Source organism: Pseudooceanicola antarcticus (assembly GCF_900215355.1).
Lineage (GTDB): Bacteria > Pseudomonadota > Alphaproteobacteria > Rhodobacterales > Rhodobacteraceae > Pseudooceanicola > Pseudooceanicola antarcticus.
Genome location: NZ_OBEA01000001.1, coordinates 642412 through 663171, shown reverse-complemented (window position 1 = coordinate 663171; position 20760 = coordinate 642412). Strand labels below are relative to the sequence as shown.

18 protein-coding genes are annotated in these 20760 nt (G+C 67.4%); 14 read left to right on the top strand and 4 right to left on the bottom strand.

Translation table 11 applies throughout. From position 1 onward, the window contains the following. Positions 1-1111 precede the first annotated feature (1111 nt). The 3 genes from CRO50_RS20055 (at position 1112) to CRO50_RS03215 (ending at position 3937) form a co-directional block, all read left to right on the top strand. Positions 1112-2251, top strand: a complete 1140-nt coding sequence (locus CRO50_RS20055) for a flagellar hook-length control protein FliK (RefSeq protein WP_157791742.1) — start codon at positions 1112-1114, stop codon at positions 2249-2251. Positions 2252-2271: 20 nt separating this feature from the next. After that, complete coding sequence (locus CRO50_RS03220) at positions 2272-2940, top strand: flagellar hook capping FlgD N-terminal domain-containing protein (protein ID WP_097144418.1); 669 nt, start codon at positions 2272-2274, stop codon at positions 2938-2940. A 79-nt stretch (positions 2941-3019) separates the two neighbouring features. Continuing rightward, positions 3020-3937 carry a phosphotransferase family protein gene (locus CRO50_RS03215; protein WP_097144417.1) on the top strand — a complete coding sequence of 306 codons (918 nt, stop codon included), beginning with the start codon at positions 3020-3022 and terminating at the stop codon, positions 3935-3937. A 101-nt stretch (positions 3938-4038) separates the two neighbouring features. Here CRO50_RS03215 and ubiB read toward each other — a convergent pair whose 3' ends face one another. After that, a complete protein-coding gene (ubiB, locus tag CRO50_RS03210) occupies positions 4039-5571 on the bottom strand; it encodes a 2-polyprenylphenol 6-hydroxylase (RefSeq protein WP_097144416.1) in 1533 nt (510 codons plus the stop codon). 3 nt (positions 5572-5574) lie between these two features. Further along, positions 5575-6318: a bifunctional demethylmenaquinone methyltransferase/2-methoxy-6-polyprenyl-1,4-benzoquinol methylase UbiE gene (gene ubiE / locus CRO50_RS03205; RefSeq protein ID WP_097144697.1), complete on the bottom strand. Its 744-nt coding sequence runs from the start codon at positions 6316-6318 to the stop codon at positions 5575-5577. A 130-nt stretch (positions 6319-6448) separates the two neighbouring features. On the opposite strand from ubiE, the gene mutM reads away from it, so the two are divergent. After that, positions 6449-7300 (top strand): bifunctional DNA-formamidopyrimidine glycosylase/DNA-(apurinic or apyrimidinic site) lyase, encoded by an 852-nt coding sequence (gene mutM, locus CRO50_RS03200; RefSeq protein ID WP_097144415.1) that lies wholly within the window; start codon positions 6449-6451, stop codon positions 7298-7300. Positions 7301-7366: 66 nt separating this feature from the next. Continuing rightward, the gene (locus CRO50_RS03195) at positions 7367-8143 is read left to right on the top strand and encodes an enoyl-CoA hydratase (RefSeq protein WP_097144414.1); all 777 of its coding nucleotides are present in this window, start codon (positions 7367-7369) and stop codon (positions 8141-8143) included. Between the two features lie 70 nt (positions 8144-8213). Here CRO50_RS03195 and CRO50_RS03190 read toward each other — a convergent pair whose 3' ends face one another. After that, positions 8214-9344 carry an NAD(P)/FAD-dependent oxidoreductase gene (locus CRO50_RS03190; protein ID WP_097144413.1) on the bottom strand — a complete coding sequence of 377 codons (1131 nt, stop codon included), beginning with the start codon at positions 9342-9344 and terminating at the stop codon, positions 8214-8216. A gap of 358 nt (positions 9345-9702) precedes the next feature. Between CRO50_RS03190 and rpsT the strand changes: the two genes are divergently transcribed. Continuing rightward, on the top strand, positions 9703-9966 hold the full coding sequence (rpsT, locus tag CRO50_RS03185; RefSeq protein WP_097144412.1) for a 30S ribosomal protein S20: 264 nt from the start codon (positions 9703-9705) through the stop codon (positions 9964-9966). A gap of 547 nt (positions 9967-10513) precedes the next feature. Then, on the top strand, positions 10514-11938 hold the full coding sequence (dnaA, locus tag CRO50_RS03180) for a chromosomal replication initiator protein DnaA (protein WP_097144411.1): 1425 nt from the start codon (positions 10514-10516) through the stop codon (positions 11936-11938). Between the two features lie 102 nt (positions 11939-12040). On the opposite strand, the gene CRO50_RS03175 is transcribed toward dnaA, so the two are convergent. Next, positions 12041-12997, bottom strand: coding sequence for a glycosyltransferase family protein (locus CRO50_RS03175; RefSeq protein WP_143516842.1), 957 nt, complete (start codon positions 12995-12997; stop codon positions 12041-12043). Between the two features lie 447 nt (positions 12998-13444). Between CRO50_RS03175 and dnaN the strand changes: the two genes are divergently transcribed. The 7 genes from dnaN (at position 13445) to phnH (ending at position 20757) form a co-directional block, all read left to right on the top strand. Next, positions 13445-14563 carry a DNA polymerase III subunit beta gene (gene dnaN, locus CRO50_RS03170; RefSeq protein WP_097144409.1) on the top strand — a complete coding sequence of 373 codons (1119 nt, stop codon included), beginning with the start codon at positions 13445-13447 and terminating at the stop codon, positions 14561-14563. A gap of 67 nt (positions 14564-14630) precedes the next feature. Beyond that, complete coding sequence (recF, locus tag CRO50_RS03165; RefSeq protein ID WP_097144408.1) at positions 14631-15743, top strand: DNA replication/repair protein RecF; 1113 nt, start codon at positions 14631-14633, stop codon at positions 15741-15743. 14 nt (positions 15744-15757) lie between these two features. Further along, positions 15758-16186 (top strand): VOC family protein, encoded by a 429-nt coding sequence (locus CRO50_RS03160; protein ID WP_097144696.1) that lies wholly within the window; start codon positions 15758-15760, stop codon positions 16184-16186. Positions 16187-16411: 225 nt separating this feature from the next. Next, positions 16412-18829 carry a DNA topoisomerase (ATP-hydrolyzing) subunit B gene (gene gyrB / locus CRO50_RS03155; RefSeq protein WP_097144407.1) on the top strand — a complete coding sequence of 806 codons (2418 nt, stop codon included), beginning with the start codon at positions 16412-16414 and terminating at the stop codon, positions 18827-18829. Positions 18830-19063: 234 nt separating this feature from the next. Then, complete coding sequence (gene phnF, locus CRO50_RS03150; protein WP_097144406.1) at positions 19064-19774, top strand: phosphonate metabolism transcriptional regulator PhnF; 711 nt, start codon at positions 19064-19066, stop codon at positions 19772-19774. A 3-nt stretch (positions 19775-19777) separates the two neighbouring features. After that, entirely contained in the window at positions 19778-20215 is a 438-nt protein-coding gene (phnG, locus tag CRO50_RS03145) for a phosphonate C-P lyase system protein PhnG (RefSeq protein ID WP_097144405.1), read from the top strand. After that, positions 20215-20757 (top strand): phosphonate C-P lyase system protein PhnH, encoded by a 543-nt coding sequence (phnH, locus tag CRO50_RS03140; RefSeq protein ID WP_097144404.1) that lies wholly within the window; start codon positions 20215-20217, stop codon positions 20755-20757. The genes phnG and phnH overlap by 1 nt, the downstream gene beginning before the upstream one ends. Positions 20758-20760: the final 3 nt, after the last annotated feature.

Below are 20760 nucleotides of genomic sequence, written 5' to 3'. Positions count from 1 at the left end.
CGGGGCAGCGGGAGTGCTGACCCGCACCGCCGAATTGCCCGTCACCGGCAAGCGCGGCGAAGAGCGCGGTCAGCCTGGGTCAGAGGGCTTCGACACGATCTTTGCGCGCCTAGCGACGCCGCGCGGTGGCGGCAATGCGGGTGACGAAGGAAAGACGCCGGGGGCGCAGGCTGCATCGGCGGAGGCAGACCCCGAGGGCGCCATGGAAGCTGGCGAAGGGTCTGGCGACGGCAATGCTCCCGCCGGGCCTGAGGCGGATGCAGAGGCCATGGTGGGCCCCGTGGAAAAGCTGCTACCGGATGAGGCTTCTCTGCCAGAGGATGCCCTGTCGGAGGTTCACCGCCCGGCGGAGCCCCGCACGGTCGAGCCCCGTCCCCGCAGGCCAGTTTCCAGGGCGCCGGAAACTCAGGCCCCGGTGCAGCTCGGGGGTCAACCGATGGCGTCGCAGAGTGCCGATCGACCGCCGCGGGAGGGCAGCGGCAAGGTGCAGGACACCGCCTCTCGAGTGCTTTCAGAGCCAGCTGCGGTCACGCTGCGGGCCGAGAAGGCTCCCGAAGCGCCCACGCCGGTTGCGCCGCCTCTGGCAGGGCGCATGGCGGTGCCAGCCGACAAGCCGCAGGTCATGGCGGCCCCGCGCGATGCGCGGGCGTCGTCGGGGCAGGAGGGGGTGGAACCGATCCCCAAGGAACAGGGTAGACCCGCCTTGCCAGAGGCTGTGTCTGCCCCAGCCGCGCCCAAAGCGGGTCGGAAGGCCGAAGCAGGACCTCTGGACCGGCCCGCCGCGCCGCCGCAAGGCGAAATGGCCAAGGCAGAGACGCCTCCAGCCTCCCCCCGCGTGGTGCAACAGGCCGACAAAGGCGAGCCCGCAGCGCGTATTGGGCGGCAGGGAGCAGAGCCCTCCCAGCAGCCGAAACCTCTCGTGCCCCAGGTGACCGAGCGGCCTCTTGGTGAGCGTGGAATGCCGGTCAGGACACAGCCGGAAGGCAGTCCCGCGCCCCGTGCGCCGGCTGAGCCGAAGCAGCCCTCGGTCGTCCCTGCCGCCACAGCGTCAACGCAGAGGCCCGACGGGGGCGCGCAACCCGTTCCGATGCCGATTCGCAGAAAGGGTTCCTTGGCAGAGACCCGGCCCGAAACCCCGGTCCTCGACAAGGCGGTGCCCGCCAGCAGGGGGGCCGCACCGACGGCTGCCTCGGCGGCGATCTCTCAGGCCAGACCCGCCGGGCAAGAGGCCCCGCCGCGCCCCCTGACAGAGCCCCGTTCTGTCGTGGTCAAAGAGACCACCCGGCAGGTGGCGCCTCCGACCACGACGCAGCCTCAGAAGCCCGCTGCCGCACCGCGCACGGAAGGGCAGCAGATCAGCCCAGCGCCGCGCTCCGACACCGGAATTCCCCAGGCCCAGGACCGCAGCGCGGGGGCCGCGCAGGTCAAGCCGGTCGAGGCACCGCCGCCGCCCGTGCAGGGACCGCCCGCCGCTCTCGATACGCGCACCGAGCCCCGGCTGCGCGACAGGCCCCGCGCCCGCATCGAACTGCCCCGCCGTAGCGAGGGCCCTCCGCGACCGCGCGTCCCTTCCACACCCACCTCTGCCGAACCGCCAAATAGGCCACCCGCCGCGCCCAAACCCGCCGAGACGCCAGCCCTGCTCACCCCCGACAACGGCACAGAGCCGAAAGGCGATGCACCGCTGCCCCCCGCCGGCGACAGCCAGCCTTTCAGCGAGACCTTGCGCAGCAGCGCGCCCCGGACCGAACTGGCGCGCCACGTGGCGACCCAGATCAGCCAGCAGGCCCTGCGCACCGGCGAGGGGGGGACGGAGCTGCAGCTCGACCCGAAGGAGCTGGGCCGTGTCACCCTGCGCATGGCGACCGAGGAACATGGGGTCATGCTTCAGATCACCGCCGAGCGCTCCGAGACCGGAGAGCTGATGCGCCGCCATATCTCTCTGCTGCAAGACAGCTTCCGTGCCCTGGGCTTCGAGCGGGTCGAGATCACCATCAACGGGCGGCAGATCGGCGCGGGCTTCGGCAGCGCGGGCCAGGGGGCGGCCCATTCCGGCGGCCAGGCCCATGGTCAGGCGCAGGACCAGCCGCAAGGTCAATCGCAGGGCCACCCCCAGGAACAAACGTCCGGCCAGCCATCGGGACCGGGCGCCGAGACCCGAACCCCGTACGGGGCCGCCCCTGCCCGACGGGGAACCGCGGGGGGGCCACCTGGCCCGGACCGCCGCGACACCATCGACATCCGTATCTGAGCAAGCGAACAGGACCCGCCATGGACAGCGTCACCTCTGCCACCGCCACAGCCACAGCCACGGCCAATTCCGTCAATGCCTCGGGCCAGCAGATGATCAGCTCGGACTTCGAGACCTTCCTGCAGATGCTCTCGACCCAGTTGCGGAACCAGGACCCGCTGAACCCCGTCGAATCGGCTGATTTCGCCGTGCAACTGGCCACCTTCTCGTCGGTGGAGCAGCAGGTGCTGACCAACAACCTGCTGGAATCGCTGACCGGACAGATGGTCTCGTCCTCGATGTCGGATCTGGCGTCCTGGGTCGGGATGCAGGCGCGCTCGGCCAATGCCGCCAGCTGGCAGGGCGAGGCGATCAGCGTCTCGGCCAACGTGGCCGAAGGGGCGGATACCGCGATCCTCGTGGTGCGCAATGCCGCCGGAAACCCGGTCTTTGAAGGCCAGGTGGCGCTGGACAGCGATACGCTGGACTGGCCCGGCATCGACAGCAATGGTGCCACTCTGCCCCACGGACGATACAGCTTCGAGATGCAGAGCTACGCCGAGGGCGAGCTGATCGCCTCCGAGGCGCTGGAAAGCTATGCCCCGATCACCGAGGCGCGGATCAGCAACGGCGAGGTGCTGCTGGTCACCGCATCAGGAGAGCTGATCGCCAGCGGCGATGTCACGGGCCTGCGCCTGCCGCCCGGCTGAGGGCGGCGGCGAGGCCAAGCTTGCCCCACCTCCGCCCCGCCCCTAGGAAGGGGGACGATCTGGACGGAGGGCGCGACACATGGCGGTTGAGCAGGCAGAGCCCCTGGCGCTGACCCACAGGCTGGCCCGCGAAATCTCCGCCGCGCTGGCCCGACAGGCCCTGGCCTGCGCCCCCGATCCCGCGCCCCCGGCCCTCTGGCAGGCGCTTGGCGGCGGGCGCAGCAATCTCTGCTGGCGCATCCCCGCGCCGGATGGCGACCTGGTGCTGAAGCTCTACCGTGTGCAGAACGCCGGGCCGGTCTTTCCCAACGACCCCGAGGCCGAGGCCGCCTGCCTGCTGCATCTGCAGGATCAGGCGCTGGCGCCGCAGCTGCTGGCCCATTGGCAAGGTGCCGAGGGGCCCTGCCTGCTCTACCGTCATCTGCCCGGCCCGCTCTGGCAAAGCGATGTGACACAGGTGGCAAGGCTGCTGCGGCGGCTACACCGGGTTCCGGTGCCCAAGGCGCTGCACGGGCTGCGGCGCGGGCCCGATGGCTCTGCCGCCTTGCGTCAGGAGATCCGCGCCCAGGCTCGGGGCGTGGCCGGCGAAGAGGCTGACGACTGGCCCGAGAAGCTGATGCAGGAGCTGCCGGCGGCCGAGATCCCGCCGTTGCAGAAAACCTGCCTGATCCATGGTGACCCGGTGCCCGGAAACCTGGTGGCGGGGCCGGAGGGGCTGCGCCTGATCGACTGGCAATGCCCGGCCCTGGGCGATCCCTGCGTCGACCTGGCCACCTTCCTGTCGCCCGCCATGCAGTATCTCTACCGCGGAGAGCCGCTCTCGGCCCCCGAGCGCACCGAATTCCTCGCCGCCTATGACGATCCCCTTGTCACCCGAAGGCTGGAGGCACTGTGGCCCTTCCTATCGGCCCGGATCATCGCCCATTGCCAAAGTCGTGCGGCGCGGGGCTCGGCCGCGGATGCCAGGGCGGCGGAACTGGAACGACACGGGGGGTAACACCCCCCGGTCGCGGTCCGATCATCCGGGACCTCGGGCGGGCCACGCAGGCGCGGGGCCGGCCAGACGCGCGGACCCCGGCCATGTGTGGCTTCAGGCGATCAGGACAGGCCGACGCCAAGGGCAACAAGCCCGCCGCCCATGAGCAGGCCGATCACCCCCGCGAGCAGCAGCATCCGCCGCGAGGTGCGGGGCTTCGGCGCGGGCGCCGTCAGCTGCCGCGACAAGGCCTTGTCGACCAGCTCGGGCAGGCGCGGGCCATAGCGGCTGATCACCTTCATCGTATCGGCCATGTCCGAGAGCACGGCGCGCGGGCCGATGCTCTTTTCGATGTAATCCTGCACGATGGGCTTGGCGATGTCCCAGATGTTGATCTGCGGGTTGAGCGAGCGCGACACCCCTTCGACCACCACCATGGTGCGTTGCAGCAGGATCAGCTCGGTGCGGGTTTCCATGCCGAAACGCTCGGTCACCTCGAAGAGATAGGCCAGCAGGCGGCCCATCGAGATCCGGGTGGCATCCATGCCGAAGATCGGCTCTCCGACGGCGCGCAGGGCGCGGGCGAACTCGTCCACGTCGCGGTCGGCGGGCACATAGCCCGCTTCGAAATGCACCTGGGCCACGCGCTTGTAGTCGCGCTTGATGAAACCGTAGAGGATCTCGGCGTAGACCCGGCGGGTATAGACATCGAGATGCCCCATGATGCCGAAGTCATAGGCCAGCAGCGTGCCGTCCGGAGCGACCTTCAGGTTGCCGTGGTGCATGTCGCCGTGGAAGTAGCCATCGCGCAGCGCGTGGTTGAGGAACAGCGACAGCACCCGTTCTCCGAGCGCCGCGCGGTCGATCCCGGCGGCGTCGATGGCCTCGATATCGCCCAGGGGGATGCCCTCGACCCAGCCCATGGTCATCACCCGGCGGGAGGAATGAAACCAGTCGACCTTGGGCAGGCGGAAGCCCGCGTCACCCTCGGTATTGGCGGCGTACTCGCTGGCGGCAGCGGCCTCCAGGCGCAGGTCGAGCTCGGCCCGGACCACGCCGTCGAAATGCTCGATCACGTCCTTGGGACGCAGCCGGCGCGAGAAGGGCGCCAGCGTGTCGATCAGCCAGGCGGCAAGGTAGAAGGCGTCGACATCCTTGCGGAAGGCCTTCTCGATACCGGGGCGCAGGATCTTTACCGCGACCTCCTCTCCGGTCTCGGCAAGGCGGGCGTGGTGGACCTGGGCGATGGAGGCCGCGGCAATGGGCTCCGAGAACTCGGTGAAGAGCTCTTCTGCCGGATGGCCCAGCTCGACCTCGATGGATTTCATCGCCACGTCGCGCGAGAAGGGCGGCAGCTTGTCCTGCAGCACCCGCAGCTCGGCGGCCAGGTCGGGGCCCACCACGTCGGGCCGGGTCGAGAGGATCTGGCCGAACTTGATATAGGCCGGCCCGAGCGCGGTCAGCGCGCGGGGCAGCGGCGGGGCGGCGGGATCTCCGCGCAGGCCCAGCCACTGGAAGGGCCAGCCCAGCACCCGCGCCGCGACACGCAGCAGCGGCGGCGCGTCATAGGCATCCAACAGCAATTTCATAGCGCCCGAGCGCTCGAAGGTGGCGCCGGTACGGATCAGGCGCCAGATGTTATGGGGACCGCGCATCGCTTAAAGCTTCCAGCCGGAGTGCAGGCAGGCGATGCCCAGGCTCAGGTTGCGGTACTTGGCATTGCCGAAACCGGCCTGGCGGACCATGCCCAGGAAGGTCTCCTGGTCGGGGAACTTGCGGATCGATTCCACCAGGTACTGGTAGCTTTCGCTGTCATTGGCGATCAGCTTGCCCATGGGCGGGATCAGGTTGAAGCTGTAGCGGTCATAGGCCCATTGCAGCGCCGGCGTCGGGATCTGGCTGAACTCCAGCACCATCAGGCGGCCACCGGGTTTCAGCACCCGGTAGGCCTCGTTCAGGGCTTCCTGCGGCCGGGTGACGTTCCGGATGCCGAAGGAGATCGTGTAGGTATCGAAGGTGTTGTCGTCGAAGGGCAGCGCCATGGCGTCGCCCACCACCCAGTCCAGCTGGTCGGCCATGCTGGCCGCCTCGGCGCGTTGGCGACCTGCGACCAGCATCGGCTCTGTCAGGTCCAGCACCGTGGCATGGCCCGAGCCCGCGCGCTTGAGGAACCGGAACGAGATATCCCCGGTGCCGCCCGCCACATCCAGCAGCCGCTGGCCGGGACGCGGCGCCAGCCAGTCCATCATCGCATCCTTCCAGATGCGGTGGATGCCGAGGCTCATGGCATCGTTCATCACGTCGTACTTCGAGGCGACCGATCCGAAGACCCCCTGCACGCGGGTGGCCTTTTCGGATTCCGGGATCTCGGTAAAGCCGAAATGGGTGGTCTTTTCGTTCATCAGCACATGCCTTATTCCTGTCCTTCTCCTTATAGGGCGATGTCGGGGCGCTGCAATGCGACCGAGGCGCATCTGGCGGCAGCCGGCCTGCCGGGGGAGGCCATGAAACAGGAAAGAGGCAGAGTTCGTCATGCCGGAATTGCCAGAGGTCGAAACCGTCCTGCGCGGGCTGGCCCCCTCGATGGAGGGTGCGGTGATCACCCGCGCCGCGGTGAACCGTCCCGATCTGCGCTGGCCCTTCCCCGAGGGCATGGCCGGGCGGCTGACCGGCAAGCGGGTGCTGCAGATGCGGCGGCGCTCGAAATACATCCTGGCCGATCTGGACAGCGGCGAGACCCTGCTGATCCATCTCGGGATGTCCGGGCGGATGACCGTCTCGGGCGATCCGCTGGGCCGTTTCGTCCACAGCCACCCCGCCGCCGAGAAACACGACCACGTGGTGCTGGACATCGACAACGGCGCCCGCGTCACCTTCAACGACCCGCGCCGCTTCGGGGCCATGGACCTGCTGCCCACCGAGGGCGCCGAGGCACACCCGCTGCTGGCGCAGATCGGGCCCGAGCCCCTGGGCAACAGCTTTGACGGTCCTTACCTGGCGGACAGGCTGAAGACGCGCCGGTCACCGATCAAGACGGCGCTGCTGGATCAGCACGTGGTGGCGGGGCTGGGCAACATCTACGTCTGCGAAACCCTGTACCGGGCGCGTATTTCCCCGGCACGTCGCTGTGACCGGATTGCCACATCACGGCTGGTAGCGCTCGCGCCGATCATCCGCCAGGTGCTGCTGGATGCGATTGAGGCCGGGGGCTCCAGCCTGAAGGATTTCCGGCAGGCCAGCGGCGAATTGGGCTATTTCCAGCACTCTTTCGACGTCTATGGCCGCGAGGGCGAACCCTGCCGGAGCGAGGGCTGCGACGCCACGATTCGCCGTCTCGTGCAGTCGGGACGATCCAGCTTCTACTGTCCGCAATGCCAAAGATAACTTGATCCCAGAGGGCAAAATGCTAGGGAATCGGCCCTACATCTCAGCAACAGGGACACTCACCCCATGGCTTACGAGACGATCATCGTCGAGATCGAAGACCACATCGCGCTGGTGAAACTGAACCGGCCGGATGCGATGAACGCCCTCAACGACGTGCTGCTCTCAGAGCTGGCCCAGGCGCTGAAAGCGGCCCAGAAGGACCCCAAGGTGCGCTGCATCGTGGTCACCGGCACCGAGAAGTTCTTCGCCGCCGGCGCCGACATCAAGATGATGGCCGAGAAGGGCTTCGTCGATGTCTACTCCGAGGACCTGTTCAGCGACGCGACCGGCACCATCGCCCGCATCCGCAAGCCGATCATCGCCGCCGTCTCGGGCTACGCGCTTGGCGGTGGCTGCGAGCTGGCGATGATGTGCGATTTCATCATCGCGGGCGACAACGCCAAGTTCGGCCAGCCCGAGATCAACCTGGGCGTCATGGCCGGGATGGGCGGCAGCCAGCGGCTGACCCGCGCCATCGGCAAGGCCAAGGCCATGGACATGAACCTGACCGGGCGCTTCATGGATGCCGAGGAAGCCGAGCGCGCAGGCCTCGTCAGCCGTGTCGTACCCTGCAAGAAGCTGATGGAAAACGCCATGCAGGCCGCCGCCAAGATCGCCGAGAAGAGCATGATCTCGGTCATGGCGGTGAAGGAGGCGGTGAACCGCGCCGAAGAGACCACTCTCACCGAGGGTCTGCTGTATGAAAAGCGCCTCTTCTTCTCTCTCTTCGCCACCGAAGACCAGAAAGAGGGCATGACCGCCTTCCTCGAGAAGCGCGAACCGCAGTTCCGCGACCGCTGAAGCCGGGCGCATCCGACAAGAAGGGCCGGCCCGAGGGGCTGGCCCTTTTGCCTTCCGGGCAGGCGGTCTTTCAAAGGGCGGCTTCGGCGAAGCGGGCCGGAGAGACCCGCCGTTCCAGCTGCTGCAGGTCGGCACCGGGAAGGACCGCCGCGCTGCCGGTGATCTGGGCGGCGGCGAAACGGGCCACCGCCGGGGCGGTCTGGATACCGGAAGAGCCCTGCGCCGCCAGCCAGTAGAATCCCGGCCGCCCGGCATCGAATCCCAGCACCGGCATGCGGTCCGGCGCGTAGCTGCGCAGCCCGGCCCAGATCCGCTTCACGTCCAGGATCTCGAGATCGAAACAGGCCCTGATCCGGTCGAGGCAGAGGGTAACGTCTAGATCCTCATGAACCACGTCTCCGGGCTTGGCGCTGGTCTCGTCCGCCGGAGAGAGCAGCACCATCCCGCCCTCGGGCTTCAGGTAGAAATGCATGTCCATGTCGACGATCATCGGCAATTCGGCCAGGCGCTCTGCCTCGCGCACCTCGACCTCGAGCACGGTGCGGCGCATGGCGTCGATCCCGATGGGGGCCACCCCGGCCATCCGGGCCAGGCCATCGGCCCAGGCCCCGGCGGCATTGACCACCACCGGCGCGGAAAAGGGCCCGGCGGCGCTCTGCACCCGCCACAGCCCGTCCTGTCGCCACATGTCAGAGACCTCGGCGCTGCAATAAAGGTCGCCACCATGGGCCGCGAAACGGCGCCGGAAGACCTCCATCAGGCGCGGCACGTCGATATCGCGGGCCCCCTCCTCGATCAGCGCGCCGCCCGCATAGCCATAGCGCAGCTGCGGCACCAGGGTCAGCAGGTCCTGCCGATCGAGCCGGCGCAGCAACCCGCGGGCGCGGGTCTCGACATGGGACATCAGCGGCAGCTGGTCCTCGCGCGCCAGCAGCAGCAGGCCACGCGATTTCAGCAGGGGCGCACCGTCGATCTCGGGATGGCGATCCATCAGGAAGGGCAGAGAGGCCTCGGTCAGGCCGCGCAGCTCGTCATGGCTGTGCAGCAACCGCAGCAGCGCCGCCGCGCGCCCCGAGGCATGACGGCCGGGGCCGGCCTCGCGCTCGAGCACGGCGACGCGGGCGGTCTCGGACAGGGCAGCAGCCAGCGACAGCCCCGCGATTCCCGCCCCAACGACGAGAACGTCGTATGACTTCTGCATGTCCAAGAGCCGCTGCCCCTTCCCGCATTGGCCAACGTCTGAAGCAGAGCCTAGAGCCACCCTTCCCCTACGTAAACACTACAGAGGTCGCCCCCCCCAGGGGCCTGCCTGCAGGTGATCTGTTGACTCTCTTGCCCACAGGGCTTAGAGCGCGGGCAGAAATTCAACGTACCTCTTCGAGGTCGTACAGTGTCGTGAGGCCGCATTGCGCCGGAGAACGTGGAAGAGAACGCTTCCACAACCTGCCACGGGACTGTTTCTGCCTTGGCAGTTTTTTCGTTTAGGGCCCCGGTTCCGAACGAAGCTGTGGCGGCGGCATCGAAGCGAAACCTGAACCGTAGATCGGAAAGACAGAACCATGGCAAATACGGCACAGTCCAAGAAGCGCGCCCGTCAGATCGAAACCCGCACCGCCGTCAACAAGGCACGTCGCTCGCGCATCCGTACCCACCTGCGCAAGGTCGAGGAAGCCATCGCTTCCGGCGACAAGGCCGCCGCGGCAGCAGCCCTGAAGGCCGCCCAGCCCGAGCTGATGCGTGGTGTGACCAAGGGCGTTTACCACAAGAACACCGCCTCGCGCAAAATCTCGCGCCTGGCTGCACGGGTCAAGGCAATCGCCTGATCGCTGCACGGGAACGGGCCCCTGGCCCGGCCCGACCAGCCCCGAAGCTGGTAACTATTTGATGCAAAAGGGCGCGGTTTCGACCGCGCCTTTTTCTTGTCTGACGGGCGCCGCAGGGGAAGCCGGTCAGCAGATTGGCAGCTTTGTCACGCTGGCTCGATTCCTTTCGGATTCGATCTGAGTCAAGCGCGTTGTGCTGTTGCGGCGGTCGCGCGGAAGTTGCTAGCTTGAGCCTGCGAGTCATCGCCTTGGGGGGGACTAATAGTCCCGGTAACAGGGGCTAATGGCTGACAAAGGTTTGAAACGGCTGCCGTTTTCACCCAACAGATTGTCAGCCTTGTCCATGTCATAGAACCTGAATTGCCTTTCGCGGCGGGAATCATTTCTGTCGCCTGGGTGTCTTTTGGTTTTCGCCGGTCCATCCGGAGCCGTTTCGTACAGGCCACGAAACGTGCGGATGGGTTTTCCTCCTACGATCCGCTGACGCGCCAAATCCGGTCAAATCCGGGTGTGTAGAGAAGTATGTTGATTGGGGAAGAAGGATAAAATGGTGAACACGAGCTGGGGCGAGCTTAAGGAAACTCTTCGGACATCCGTCAGCGAGCATAACTACACGAACTGGATTGCGCCGCTGGAGCTGGTCTCGCTGAGCGAAGGGGTTGCGACCATGGCAGCGCCGTCCGGCTATGCCGGCACCTATGTGCAACGCCACTTTGAAGACGACATCCTGCGTGCCCTGACCGCGATCGACCCGGCCGTCCGCCGCATCGACTTCACCGTCGCCGCCGCCCGCGAAGCCGCCGCCCGTGCCGCCGCCTCGGTCACCGCCCGCGCCAGCGCCGCGGCCTCCGGTGGTCCGGTCATCGCTCAACCCAAGGTTGCCACGCGATCCGCCTCCGCCGGCGGCTCCCACTCCATGCAGGACCGCATGTTGCAGCCGGCGCCGCTGGACCCCCATTCCACCTTCGACAGCTTCGTCGTCGGCAAGCCCAACGAGCTGGCCCATGCCGCCGCGCGCCGTGTCGCCTCGGGTGGCGAGGTCGAGTTCAACCCGCTCTTCCTTTATGGTGGCGTCGGCCTCGGCAAGACCCACCTCATGCATGCCATCGCCCACGAGCTGAAGGCCAGCCAGCCGCATCTGAACGTGGTCTATCTTTCCGCCGAGCAGTTCATGTACCGCTTCGTCCAGGCGCTGCGCGACAAGAAGATGATGGATTTCAAATCCCTCTTCCGTACCGTCGACGTGCTGATGGTCGATGACGTGCAGTTCATCGCCGGCAAGGATTCGACCCAGGAAGAGTTCTTCCACACCTTCAACGCGCTGGTGGATCACAACAAGCAGATCATCATCTCGGGCGATTGCGCCCCGAACGAGATCAAGAACCTGCCGGTCCGCATCTCCTCCCGTCTGAGCTCGGGCCTGGTCGTCGACCTGCACCCGACGGACTACGAGCTGCGCCTGGGCATCCTGCAATCCAAGGTCGCCAGCTTCCGTCTGAAGCACCCCGACCTGCAGGTCGCCGACGGCGTTATGGAATTCCTCGCGCATCGGATCTCGACCAACGTGCGGGTGCTGGAAGGCGCGCTGACCCGGCTCTTCGCCTTTGCCTCGCTGGTCGGCCGCGAGATCACGCTGGAGCTGACACAGGATTGTCTGTCGGACGTGCTGCGCGCCTCTGATCGCAAGATCACCATCGAAGAGATCCAGCGCCGCGTGGCCGAGCATTACAACATCCGCCTCAGCGACATGATCGGGCCGAAGCGCGTGCGCTCCTTCGCCCGTCCGCGCCAGATCGCCATGTATCTGTGCAAGAAGCTGACCTCGCGCTCGCTGCCCGAGATCGGCCGCCGCTTCGGAGGCCGCGACCACACCACCGTGATGCACGGCGTGAAGCGGATCGAAGAGCTGATGATCCAGGACGCCCAGATCGCCGACGACCTGGAAATGCTGCGCCGCTCGCTGGAAGCGTAAGCCACGCCCCCTTTCAACGAAAAGAGCCCGGCCAGGTGCCGGGCTTTTTCACGTCTGAAGGGCCTGGCCCGAGGGCGTGGGTTGCCGGCCACCCCACCTTCCCTAGTCAGACCCGGAGAGTACCGGCTTTGAACGCCGCCCCTGCAACAGCGACATGTAGACCGCCTCGAAGTCGCTGACGCCGGTCGTGGCCATGTCGGCCATCTCCCGCAGCGCCTGGCTGGCCATGGTTGCCGACACCGCATCGTAGCTGCGCAGGCGGCGCACCAGAACGCCCAGTTTCAGGGGCGCATCGAAAGTGCTCTGAGAGAAATTGCCGCTCCGGTAGCGCTCCAGGTTCTCCGGCGTCACCAGCTCTCCCAGCCCCTTGGGATCGCCGGGCAGCAGCGCACAGCCCGCCGCAAGGCATTCCAGCGCGGACCGCCCCGAGGCGATGGCGATGTCGAAGTCCCGCGCCACGGCGGGCAGGTTCTCGACCCGCCGGAAGTAGCGCGGCCCGACGGCGGTCAGCTTCAGGCCCAGGATGCGCGCCGCGAGGGTCGCCAGGACCAGCAGCCTGCGACCGCGTTTCTGCTGCCCCACCAGCAACAGACGCCGCGGGCGGTCGGGCAGGGGCGCGGACCGCGGGGCAAAGCGCGACAGATCGACGTAATTGCCCAGCACCTGCTCGGGCTCGACACCCAGGCGCCGGGCTATCTTGCGGTTCATCCGCGGGGTCACCCCGCAGGTCCGGGCAATCTGCGGCACCGGCAATGCGAAGTCTTCGGGCACGAACCGATGCCATTGCAGCAGCATGGGCACATCTGGAAAGCGCGCGGCAAGGTCCTGCGCGAGGCACAGATCGTTCAGGTGAATCACATCCGGGCGCGGCCCCAGTTGGTCCGGTTCCACCACCTGCAACCCTTCGTCCAGACGCAATTCCTCTGCCAGCGGGCCAAGGCTGGGCGCGGTCAGGATGACATCGTGTCCCCGCGCCTTCAGCGCGCGCCCCAGGTCCCTGGCGGCCAGCTCGGTGCCGGTTCGCTTTGCCAACCTCTCGTTGGCAATGACAATTCTCATGGATGGTGGTCTCCGGGTACTTGCGGCCAGAGTATGGGCCGTTCAGGTCTGAAAAAAATGAATGGAGCAAATCACTTCTGTTTCCGCAGCCAGCCACCGCAAGCGGCGCCTGCATACAGGCACGGCCGCCAGGCCTTCAAGATCCAGTTCGCCTTTCGCTGCCGCTCTGCCCGGCCTGCGCTGATTCGCGGCAGGGCTCCCTTCATCTGTCCGCACCTCTGCAGGGCGCGGGCACGGCCTTGGCCGACCTGCGGGTGCACAGCGGCAAGTGATGACGATTGTCCGCAGGTGACACGCGCAGGCCGCACCGCTGCCTTTCTCCACCGCTGCCTGCTTGACCTCCCGTTCCGCAGCACCGAAAACGTGGAAAACCGTTGTACTGCCGGTAGAAACGGGTAGCTTATCGGTCCCGGAGGGGCTCCGGTACCAGCACAGGGAATGAGGGCCATGAAATTCAGCATCGAACGTGCCGCGCTTCTGAAGGCCGTCGCCCAGGCGCAATCCGTCGTCGAGCGGCGCAACACGATCCCGATCCTTGCCAACGTGCTGATCGAGGCCGAAGGCAGCGACGTCCACTTCCGCGCCACCGACCTTGATATCGAGGTCGTCGACAAGGCGCCCTGCATGGTCGAGCGCGCCGGGTCCACCACGGTTTCCGCCGTCACCCTGCACGAGATCGTCCGCAAGCTGCCCGACGGTGCCATGGTCACCCTGTCGGATGACGGCGCAGCGGGCCGCCTGACGGTTCAAGCCGGCCGGTCGAACTTCAACCTGGCGACCCTGCCCAAGGAAGACTTCCCGGTCATGGCCTCGTCGGAATATGCCTCGAACTTCTCGGCCCCCGCGCCGGTGCTGCGGCGGCTCTTCGACAAGTCGAAGTTCGCCATCTCGACCGAGGAAACCCGCTATTACCTGACCGGCGTCTACATGCATGTGGCCGAAGGCGACGAGGGTCGTGCCCTGCGCTGCGTGGCCACCGATGGCCACCGCCTGGCCCGTATCGACGCCGCCCTGCCAGAGGGCGCCGAAGAGATGCCCGGCGTCATCGTGCCCCGCAAGACCGTGGGCGAGCTGCGCAAGCTGCTGGACGACGACGAGATGCAGATCGCCGTTTCGGTCTCCGAGACCAAGATCCGCTTCGCCACCCCGCAGATCACCCTGACCTCCAAGGTCATCGACGGCACCTTCCCGGATTACTCGCGCGTGATTCCCGCCGGCAACACCCGCCGCCTGGAAGTGGACGCCGCCGAATTCGCCAAGGCCGTGGACCGTGTGGCCACCGTCAGCTCCGAGCGCTCGCGTGCCGTGAAGCTGTCGCTGGACGAGGACCGCCTGATCCTGTCGGTCAACGCACCTGACAGCGGCGCCGCCGAGGAAGAGCTGGCCGTGGCCTATGCCGACGAGCGTCTGGAAATCGGCTTCAACGCCAAGTACCTGCTCGAGATCGCCTCTCAGGTCGACCGCGAGAACGCCGTCTTCATGTTCAACTCTTCCGGTGACCCGACCCTGATGCGCGAAGGCAATGACCTGAGCGCGGTCTATGTCGTCATGCCGATGCGCGTCTAAGCGCGATCGCTGCCGCGATTGCCTTCGGCGAGAGTATTTTTAGCCATCGAATAGAGGGGTTCGGCCAATGGGACGGCTCTGTCTGACCCGGCTGGACCTGTCGCATTTCCGCTCCTGGCGGCGCGGCAGCCTGTCCACCGACGGGCGGCCCGTGGCCATCTGGGGGCCGAACGGCGCCGGCAAGACCAACATCCTTGAAGCGGTGTCCATGTTCTCTCCCGGGCGCGGTCTGCGCCGGGCGGCGGCAGAGGACATGGTGCGCCGTCCCGAGGCCATCGGCTGGAAGCTCTCTGGCGTGCTGCGCAGCCTGCACCAGGTCCACGAGGTCGAGATGCAGCTGGAGCCGGGCCAGTCCCGCGCCCTGCGAATCGACGACAAGGCGGCGGCACAGCTGGCGCTTGGCCGGATCGCGCGGGTGCTCTGGCTGGTGCCCTCGATGGACCGGCTCTGGACCGAGGGTGCCGAGGGGCGGCGGCGGTTCCTGGACCGCATGGTGCTGTCCTTCTTCCCCACCCATGCCGATGCCAGCCTCGCCTACGAGAAGGCCATGCGAGAGCGCAACCGCCTGCTGAAGGACATGGTGCGCGACGCCCATTGGTACACCGCCCTGGAGCGCCAGATGGCCGAGGCGGGGGAAGAGATCACCCTGAACCGCCTGAAGGCGCTGCACCTGGTCGCCCAGGCCACCGAGGAGGCCGAGACCGCCTTCCCCGCGCCGCAGCTGTCGCTGTCGCACCCCGAAGGGCCGATGCCCCAGAGCGCGGCGGAACTGCAGTCGGGCTTCGAGGAAAGCCGCCGCCGCGATATGGCTGCCGGGCGCACCCTGCTGGGGCCGCACCGGGTCGACATGGAGGCCTTCTGGGCGGTGAAGGGCATTCCCGCGCGGGATGCCTCGACCGGCGAACAGAAGGCGCTGCTGGTCAGCCTGATCCTGGCCAATGCACGCGGCCTGGCGCGGGATTTCGGCGCCCCGCCGATCCTGCTGCTGGACGAGGTTGCCGCCCACCTCGACGCCAACCGCCGCGCCGCCCTCTACGACGAGATCTGCGCGCTTGGGGCGCAGGCCTGGATGACCGGCACCGGGCCGGAACTGTTTGAAGGGCTGGGCGAAAGGGCGCAGTATCTGGAGGTGACGGAGGAGGCCGGCGAAAGCCGCGCCGAAGAAAGGACAGCCCCATGACCGAGACACCCGCCCTGCCCGTGCAACGGGTCACCCTGATCACCCTCGGCGTCGAGGATCTGGGCCGCGCCCGCGCCTTCTATGCCGCCCTGGGCTGGCAGCCCGCCGAGGAACAGGAGGGCGTCTCGTTCTACCAGATGGACGGGTTGCTGCTGGGTCTCTTCGGACGCGAGGCCCTGGCCAAGGACCAGGGCCGCCCCGGAGCGCCCCTTGGCACCGGCGCCATGACCCTGGCGCAGAATTTCCACGACCGGGCCGGAGTGGACGCCGCCTATGCTCAGGCCCTCGCCGCGGGTGCCGAGGCGCTGAAGGCCCCCGAGGAAGTCTTCTGGGGCGGCTACTCTGGCTATTACGCCGACCCCGACGGCCATGTGTGGGAACTGGCGCACAACCCCTTCTGGCCGCTTGGCGAGACGGGCCGGCTGGACCTGCCCAAGACCTGATCCGGGGCCCGATCCTGTACCTGATCGGGGGCCCCGTCGCCCCAGCGGCGCCACATCGGAACCGGGCAATCCCCACCCCCGAGAGCCGGCCCGCGCCGGGCGCCGATCCGCCGCCGCGACGGAGCGGCGGATAGCCCCGCGCAGGCCCTTTAATGCATGTCATCCGCGTGACATTCCCCCTCGCTCCGGCTATAAAATCGGGACAGAGAAGAGGACGCCAGACGCATGTCGGACACCCCCGAGCAAACTCCCAGTTACGACGCCGGATCTATCAAGGTTCTCAAAGGCTTGGACGCGGTGCGCAAACGTCCCGGCATGTATATCGGTGATACCGATGACGGCTCGGGTCTGCACCACATGATCTACGAGGCCGTGGACAACGGCATCGACGAGGCGCTTGGCGGATATGCCGACTTCGTGAAGGTCGTGATCCACGCTGACAACTCGGTCTCCGTGCGCGACAACGGGCGCGGCATTCCGGTCTCGATCCACCCCGAGGAGGGCGTCTCGGCGGCCGAGGTCATCATGACCCAGCTGCACGCGGGCGGTAAGTTCGACCAGAACTCCTACAAGGTCTCGGGCGGTCTGCACGGCGTCGGCATCTCGGTGGTGAACGCGCTGTCCGACTGGCTCGAGCTGCGCATCTGGCGCGACGGCAAGGAACACTACGTCCGCTTCGAGAACTCCGAGACGGTGAAGCCGCTGGAGGTCGTCGGCGACGCGAACGGCGAGAAGGGCACCGAGGTGCGCTTCCTCAGCTCGACGCAGACCTTCTCGAACCTGGAATACAATTACGCCACGCTGGAGAAGCGCCTGCGCGAGCTGGCCTTCCTGAACTCCGGCGTGCGCATCGTGCTGGAAGACCACCGCCCCGCCGAGGCCCTGAAGACAGAGCTCTTCTACGAAGGCGGCGTGAAGGAATTCGTCAAGTATCTCGACCGCTCGAAGCAGTCGATGATGACCGATCCGATCTTCATCACCGGCGAGCGCGACGGCATCGGCGTCGAGGTGGCGATGTGGTGGAACGACAGCTACCACGAGACCGTGCTGCCCTTCACCAACAACATCCCGCAGCGCGACGGCGGCACCCACATGGCGGGCTTCCGCGGCGCGCTGACCCGGACCCTGACCCGCTACGCGCAGGAAAGCGGCGTGGCCAAGCGCGAGAAGGTCACCTTCTCGGGCGATGACGCGCGCGAGGGCCTGACCTGCGTGCTCTCGGTCAAGGTGCCGGACCCTAAGTTCAGCTCCCAGACCAAGGACAAGCTGGTCTCCTCCGAGGTGCGGCCGGTGGTCGAGAACCTGGTGGGCGAGAAGCTGTCGGAGTGGTTCGAGGAGAACCCCAACGAAGCCAAGATGATCGTCGGCAAGATCGTCGAGGCGGCGCTGGCCCGTGAAGCTGCCCGCAAGGCGCGCGAGCTGACCCGGCGCAAGACGGCGATGGATGTGAACTTCCTTGCCGGCAAGCTGAAGGATTGCTCCTCCAAGGATGCGACCGAGACCGAAATCTTCATCGTCGAGGGTGACTCGGCCGGTGGTTCCGCCCAAACGGGCCGCGACCGGCGGACCCAGGCGATCCTGCCGCTGAAGGGCAAGATCCTGAACGTCGAGCGGGCGCGTTTCGACCGCATGCTGGGCAGCCAGGAGATCGGCAACCTCGTCATGGCGCTCGGCACCGGGATCGGCCGCGACGAGTTCAACATCGACAAGCTGCGCTATCACAAGATCGTCCTGATGACCGACGCCGACGTCGACGGCGCGCACATCCGCACCCTGCTGCTGACCTTCTTCTATCGCCAGATGCCCGAGCTGATCGAGAAGGGCTATCTCTACATCGCGCAGCCGCCGCTTTACAAAGCCAGCCGTGGCAAGTCCGAGGTCTACCTGAAGGACCAGGCGGCGATGGACGATTACCTGATCGAACAGGGCACCGACGCCGCGCTGCTGCGTCTCGGCGACGGCACCGAGCTGGCCGCCGAAGACCTGAAGCGCGTTGTGCAGGAAGCCCGACAGCTGAAGCGCGTGCTGGATGCCTTCCCCACCCATTACCCGCGCCACATCCTGGAACAGGCCGCCATCGCCGGGGCCTTCGTGCCCGGCGCGGTGGATGCCGACCTGCAGGGCGTGGCCGACAAGGTGGCGACCCGTCTCGACCTGATCGCGCTGGAATACGAGCGCGGCTGGCAGGGCCGGATCACCCAGGATCACGGCATCCGCCTGGCCCGTATCCTGCGCGGCGTGGAAGAGGTGCGCACCCTGGACGGCCCGATGCTGCGCTCGGGCGAGGCCCGCAAGACCGGCAGCTTCACCCTTTCGCTGCAAGAGATCTACAACGTCCCGGCCCAGCTGGTGCGCAAGGACCGCAGCCAGATGATCTATGGCCCCCTGGGCCTGCTCTCGGCCATCCTGACCGAGGGCGAGAAGGGCCTGGCGATCCAGCGCTACAAGGGCCTGGGCGAGATGAACCCCGACCAGCTGTGGGAAACCACGCTGGACCCGGATGCGCGCACCCTGCTGCGGGTCACCGTGGACGACATGGCCGAGGCCGATGATCTCTTCACCAAGCTCATGGGCGACGTGGTCGAGCCGCGCCGCGAGTTCATCCAGAAGAACGCCCTGAGCGTCGAGAACCTCGACTTCTGATCCCCTCCGCCCGGAGGGACAGCAACGACGGCCCGGACCACGCCTGAGAGATCGGCGGTCCGGGCTTTTTCATGCCCGGCATCCGTGGCATGGTCCGCGACATCGCCGCTGCCATCGCCCCCGCCAGCGTCCCGGCGCGGCATGTCGCATTTGTTTTACAGCCGCGTCATTGCGATGAGATCATCGCCCCCTATCCCCAAAACATCCGAATGAATGTGACGATGGGGAAGCGGAATGAGCGGCAACTGGCAGATCGCCCGCGACTGGATCATGGACAGTATCGCCACGCGCGATCTGGCCCAGGGCGACAAGCTGCCGACCGAGCAGGAGCTCTCGCGGCAGATCGGCGTCGGGCGGCACTCGCTGCGCCGCGCCGTGGCCTCTCTGGCCGCCGAGGGGGTGCTTTCGGTCGAACAGGGGCGGGGCACCTTCGTGCGTGGCCAGCCCCGGATCAACTACCGCATCGGCCGCCGCACCCGCTTCCGCGAGAACCTGGAAAGCCAGGGCGTGAAGCCGGGCGGAGAGACGATCACCGCCGATATCACCCCCGCCGAACCCGACGTGGCGCAAGAGCTCTCGCTGCCGCCCGGCACGCCGGTGCACCGCATCCTCGGCCGCTCGCGCGCCGATGACCATCCGCTTGGCCTGAACCGCAGCTTCCACCCCGCCGAGCGTTTCCCCGACCTCGGCGTGAAGCGCCGCAGCCGCATGTCGGTCACCGACATCTACGCCAGCTACGGCGTGACGGACTACCGCCGCCGCACCACCACCATCTACGCCCGCCTGCCCGAGAAATGGGAAGCCAAGCTGCTGGAGCAGCCCGCCGACCAGCCCGTCATCGTCATGTGCAAGACCGACGAAGACCTCTCGGGTCAACCCATCGGCTGGTCCGAGGCGATCTACGCCGCGGGCCGCATCCGTTTCACCCTCGATTTCCCGGAATAAGCCATGTTCGACAGACACGGGGGCGAGATGCCCTCTGACGACCTGACCACCCTGGCCCGCGCCGATGCCGCGCGCCTCAAGCACCTGGCCGAAGAGATCCTGCCCCGGCTCGGGGACATGCAGGTGCTGAAAAGCGGCACCGGCCTCGTGATGCTGCCCATGCGCGACACGGTGCAGGGGGTGGAGTTCCACCTCGGCGAAGTGCTGGTGGCCGAAGCCCATGTCCGCCTGCCCTCGGGCACCGAGGGCTACGGCATGGTCACGGGCCGCGACATCGAACGCGCCATGGCCATGGCCCTGCTGGATGCCGCGCTCAGCGACGGCACCGCCGCCGACCGCATCCGCGCCTTCATCGAGGCAGAGGCCCAGGCGCAGCAGGCCGCGGACACCGAAACCCTGCGCCGGATCGAAGCCACCCGCGTCGACATGGAGACCTTCTGATGCTTGCCACCCCCCTGCCCGACGCCGAGGAAATCCGCGACAACGCGACATTCGAGGCCGTCCTTGGCGCCCTCTCGCGCCCCGGCACTGTCCGCGACCTGCCAGACCCCGGCCCCCTCTGCATCGCGCTGGCGCTGCTGGACCGCGAATGCAAGGTGCATAGCCAGGACGAGACGCTCTTGGCCCGGATCCCCGCCACCGGCGCGGCCCTGGTGCCCGCGCATGAGGCCGATCACGTCTTCATGGCCGCCGACAGCGCCGAGGCGCTGGAGGTGATCGCCGGGCTCGACACCGGCTCTCACCTCTACCCCGACGAGGGCGCGACCCTGATCGTGCCGGCAAGGATCGGCGCAGGCCAGGCGCTGCAACTCACCGGCCCCGGCATCAAGTCGGTCGAGCGCATCTGCCTTGATGGCATCCACCCCGTCTTCTGGGACCTGCGCGCCCGGCTCTGCGCCTACCCGCGCGGCCTCGAGGTGCTGATCCACGACGGGGCCCGCCTGCTGGCCCTGCCCCGCTCTTCCCAAGTGACGGAGGTCTGAGAC

What these genes read in the sequence shown, in the direction of transcription:
- phnF (WP_097144406.1), top strand. Translation starts at nt 19,064, where the DNA reads ATGAGCGGCAACTGGCAGATCGCCCGCGACTGGATCATGGACAGTATC.
- CRO50_RS03175 (WP_143516842.1), bottom strand. Translation starts at nt 12,997, where the DNA reads ATGAGAATTGTCATTGCCAACGAGAGGTTGGCAAAGCGAACCGGCACC.
- gyrB (WP_097144407.1), top strand. Translation starts at nt 16,412, where the DNA reads ATGTCGGACACCCCCGAGCAAACTCCCAGTTACGACGCCGGATCTATC.
- CRO50_RS03190 (WP_097144413.1), bottom strand. Translation starts at nt 9,344, where the DNA reads ATGCAGAAGTCATACGACGTTCTCGTCGTTGGGGCGGGAATCGCGGGG.
- CRO50_RS03195 (WP_097144414.1), top strand. Translation starts at nt 7,367, where the DNA reads ATGGCTTACGAGACGATCATCGTCGAGATCGAAGACCACATCGCGCTG.
- mutM (WP_097144415.1), top strand. Translation starts at nt 6,449, where the DNA reads ATGCCGGAATTGCCAGAGGTCGAAACCGTCCTGCGCGGGCTGGCCCCC.
- phnG (WP_097144405.1), top strand. Translation starts at nt 19,778, where the DNA reads ATGTTCGACAGACACGGGGGCGAGATGCCCTCTGACGACCTGACCACC.
- dnaA (WP_097144411.1), top strand. Translation starts at nt 10,514, where the DNA reads ATGGTGAACACGAGCTGGGGCGAGCTTAAGGAAACTCTTCGGACATCC.
- dnaN (WP_097144409.1), top strand. Translation starts at nt 13,445, where the DNA reads ATGAAATTCAGCATCGAACGTGCCGCGCTTCTGAAGGCCGTCGCCCAG.
- ubiE (WP_097144697.1), bottom strand. Translation starts at nt 6,318, where the DNA reads ATGAACGAAAAGACCACCCATTTCGGCTTTACCGAGATCCCGGAATCC.
- phnH (WP_097144404.1), top strand. Translation starts at nt 20,215, where the DNA reads ATGCTTGCCACCCCCCTGCCCGACGCCGAGGAAATCCGCGACAACGCG.
- CRO50_RS03215 (WP_097144417.1), top strand. Translation starts at nt 3,020, where the DNA reads ATGGCGGTTGAGCAGGCAGAGCCCCTGGCGCTGACCCACAGGCTGGCC.
- rpsT (WP_097144412.1), top strand. Translation starts at nt 9,703, where the DNA reads ATGGCAAATACGGCACAGTCCAAGAAGCGCGCCCGTCAGATCGAAACC.
- recF (WP_097144408.1), top strand. Translation starts at nt 14,631, where the DNA reads ATGGGACGGCTCTGTCTGACCCGGCTGGACCTGTCGCATTTCCGCTCC.
- ubiB (WP_097144416.1), bottom strand. Translation starts at nt 5,571, where the DNA reads ATGCGCGGTCCCCATAACATCTGGCGCCTGATCCGTACCGGCGCCACC.
- CRO50_RS03220 (WP_097144418.1), top strand. Translation starts at nt 2,272, where the DNA reads ATGGACAGCGTCACCTCTGCCACCGCCACAGCCACAGCCACGGCCAAT.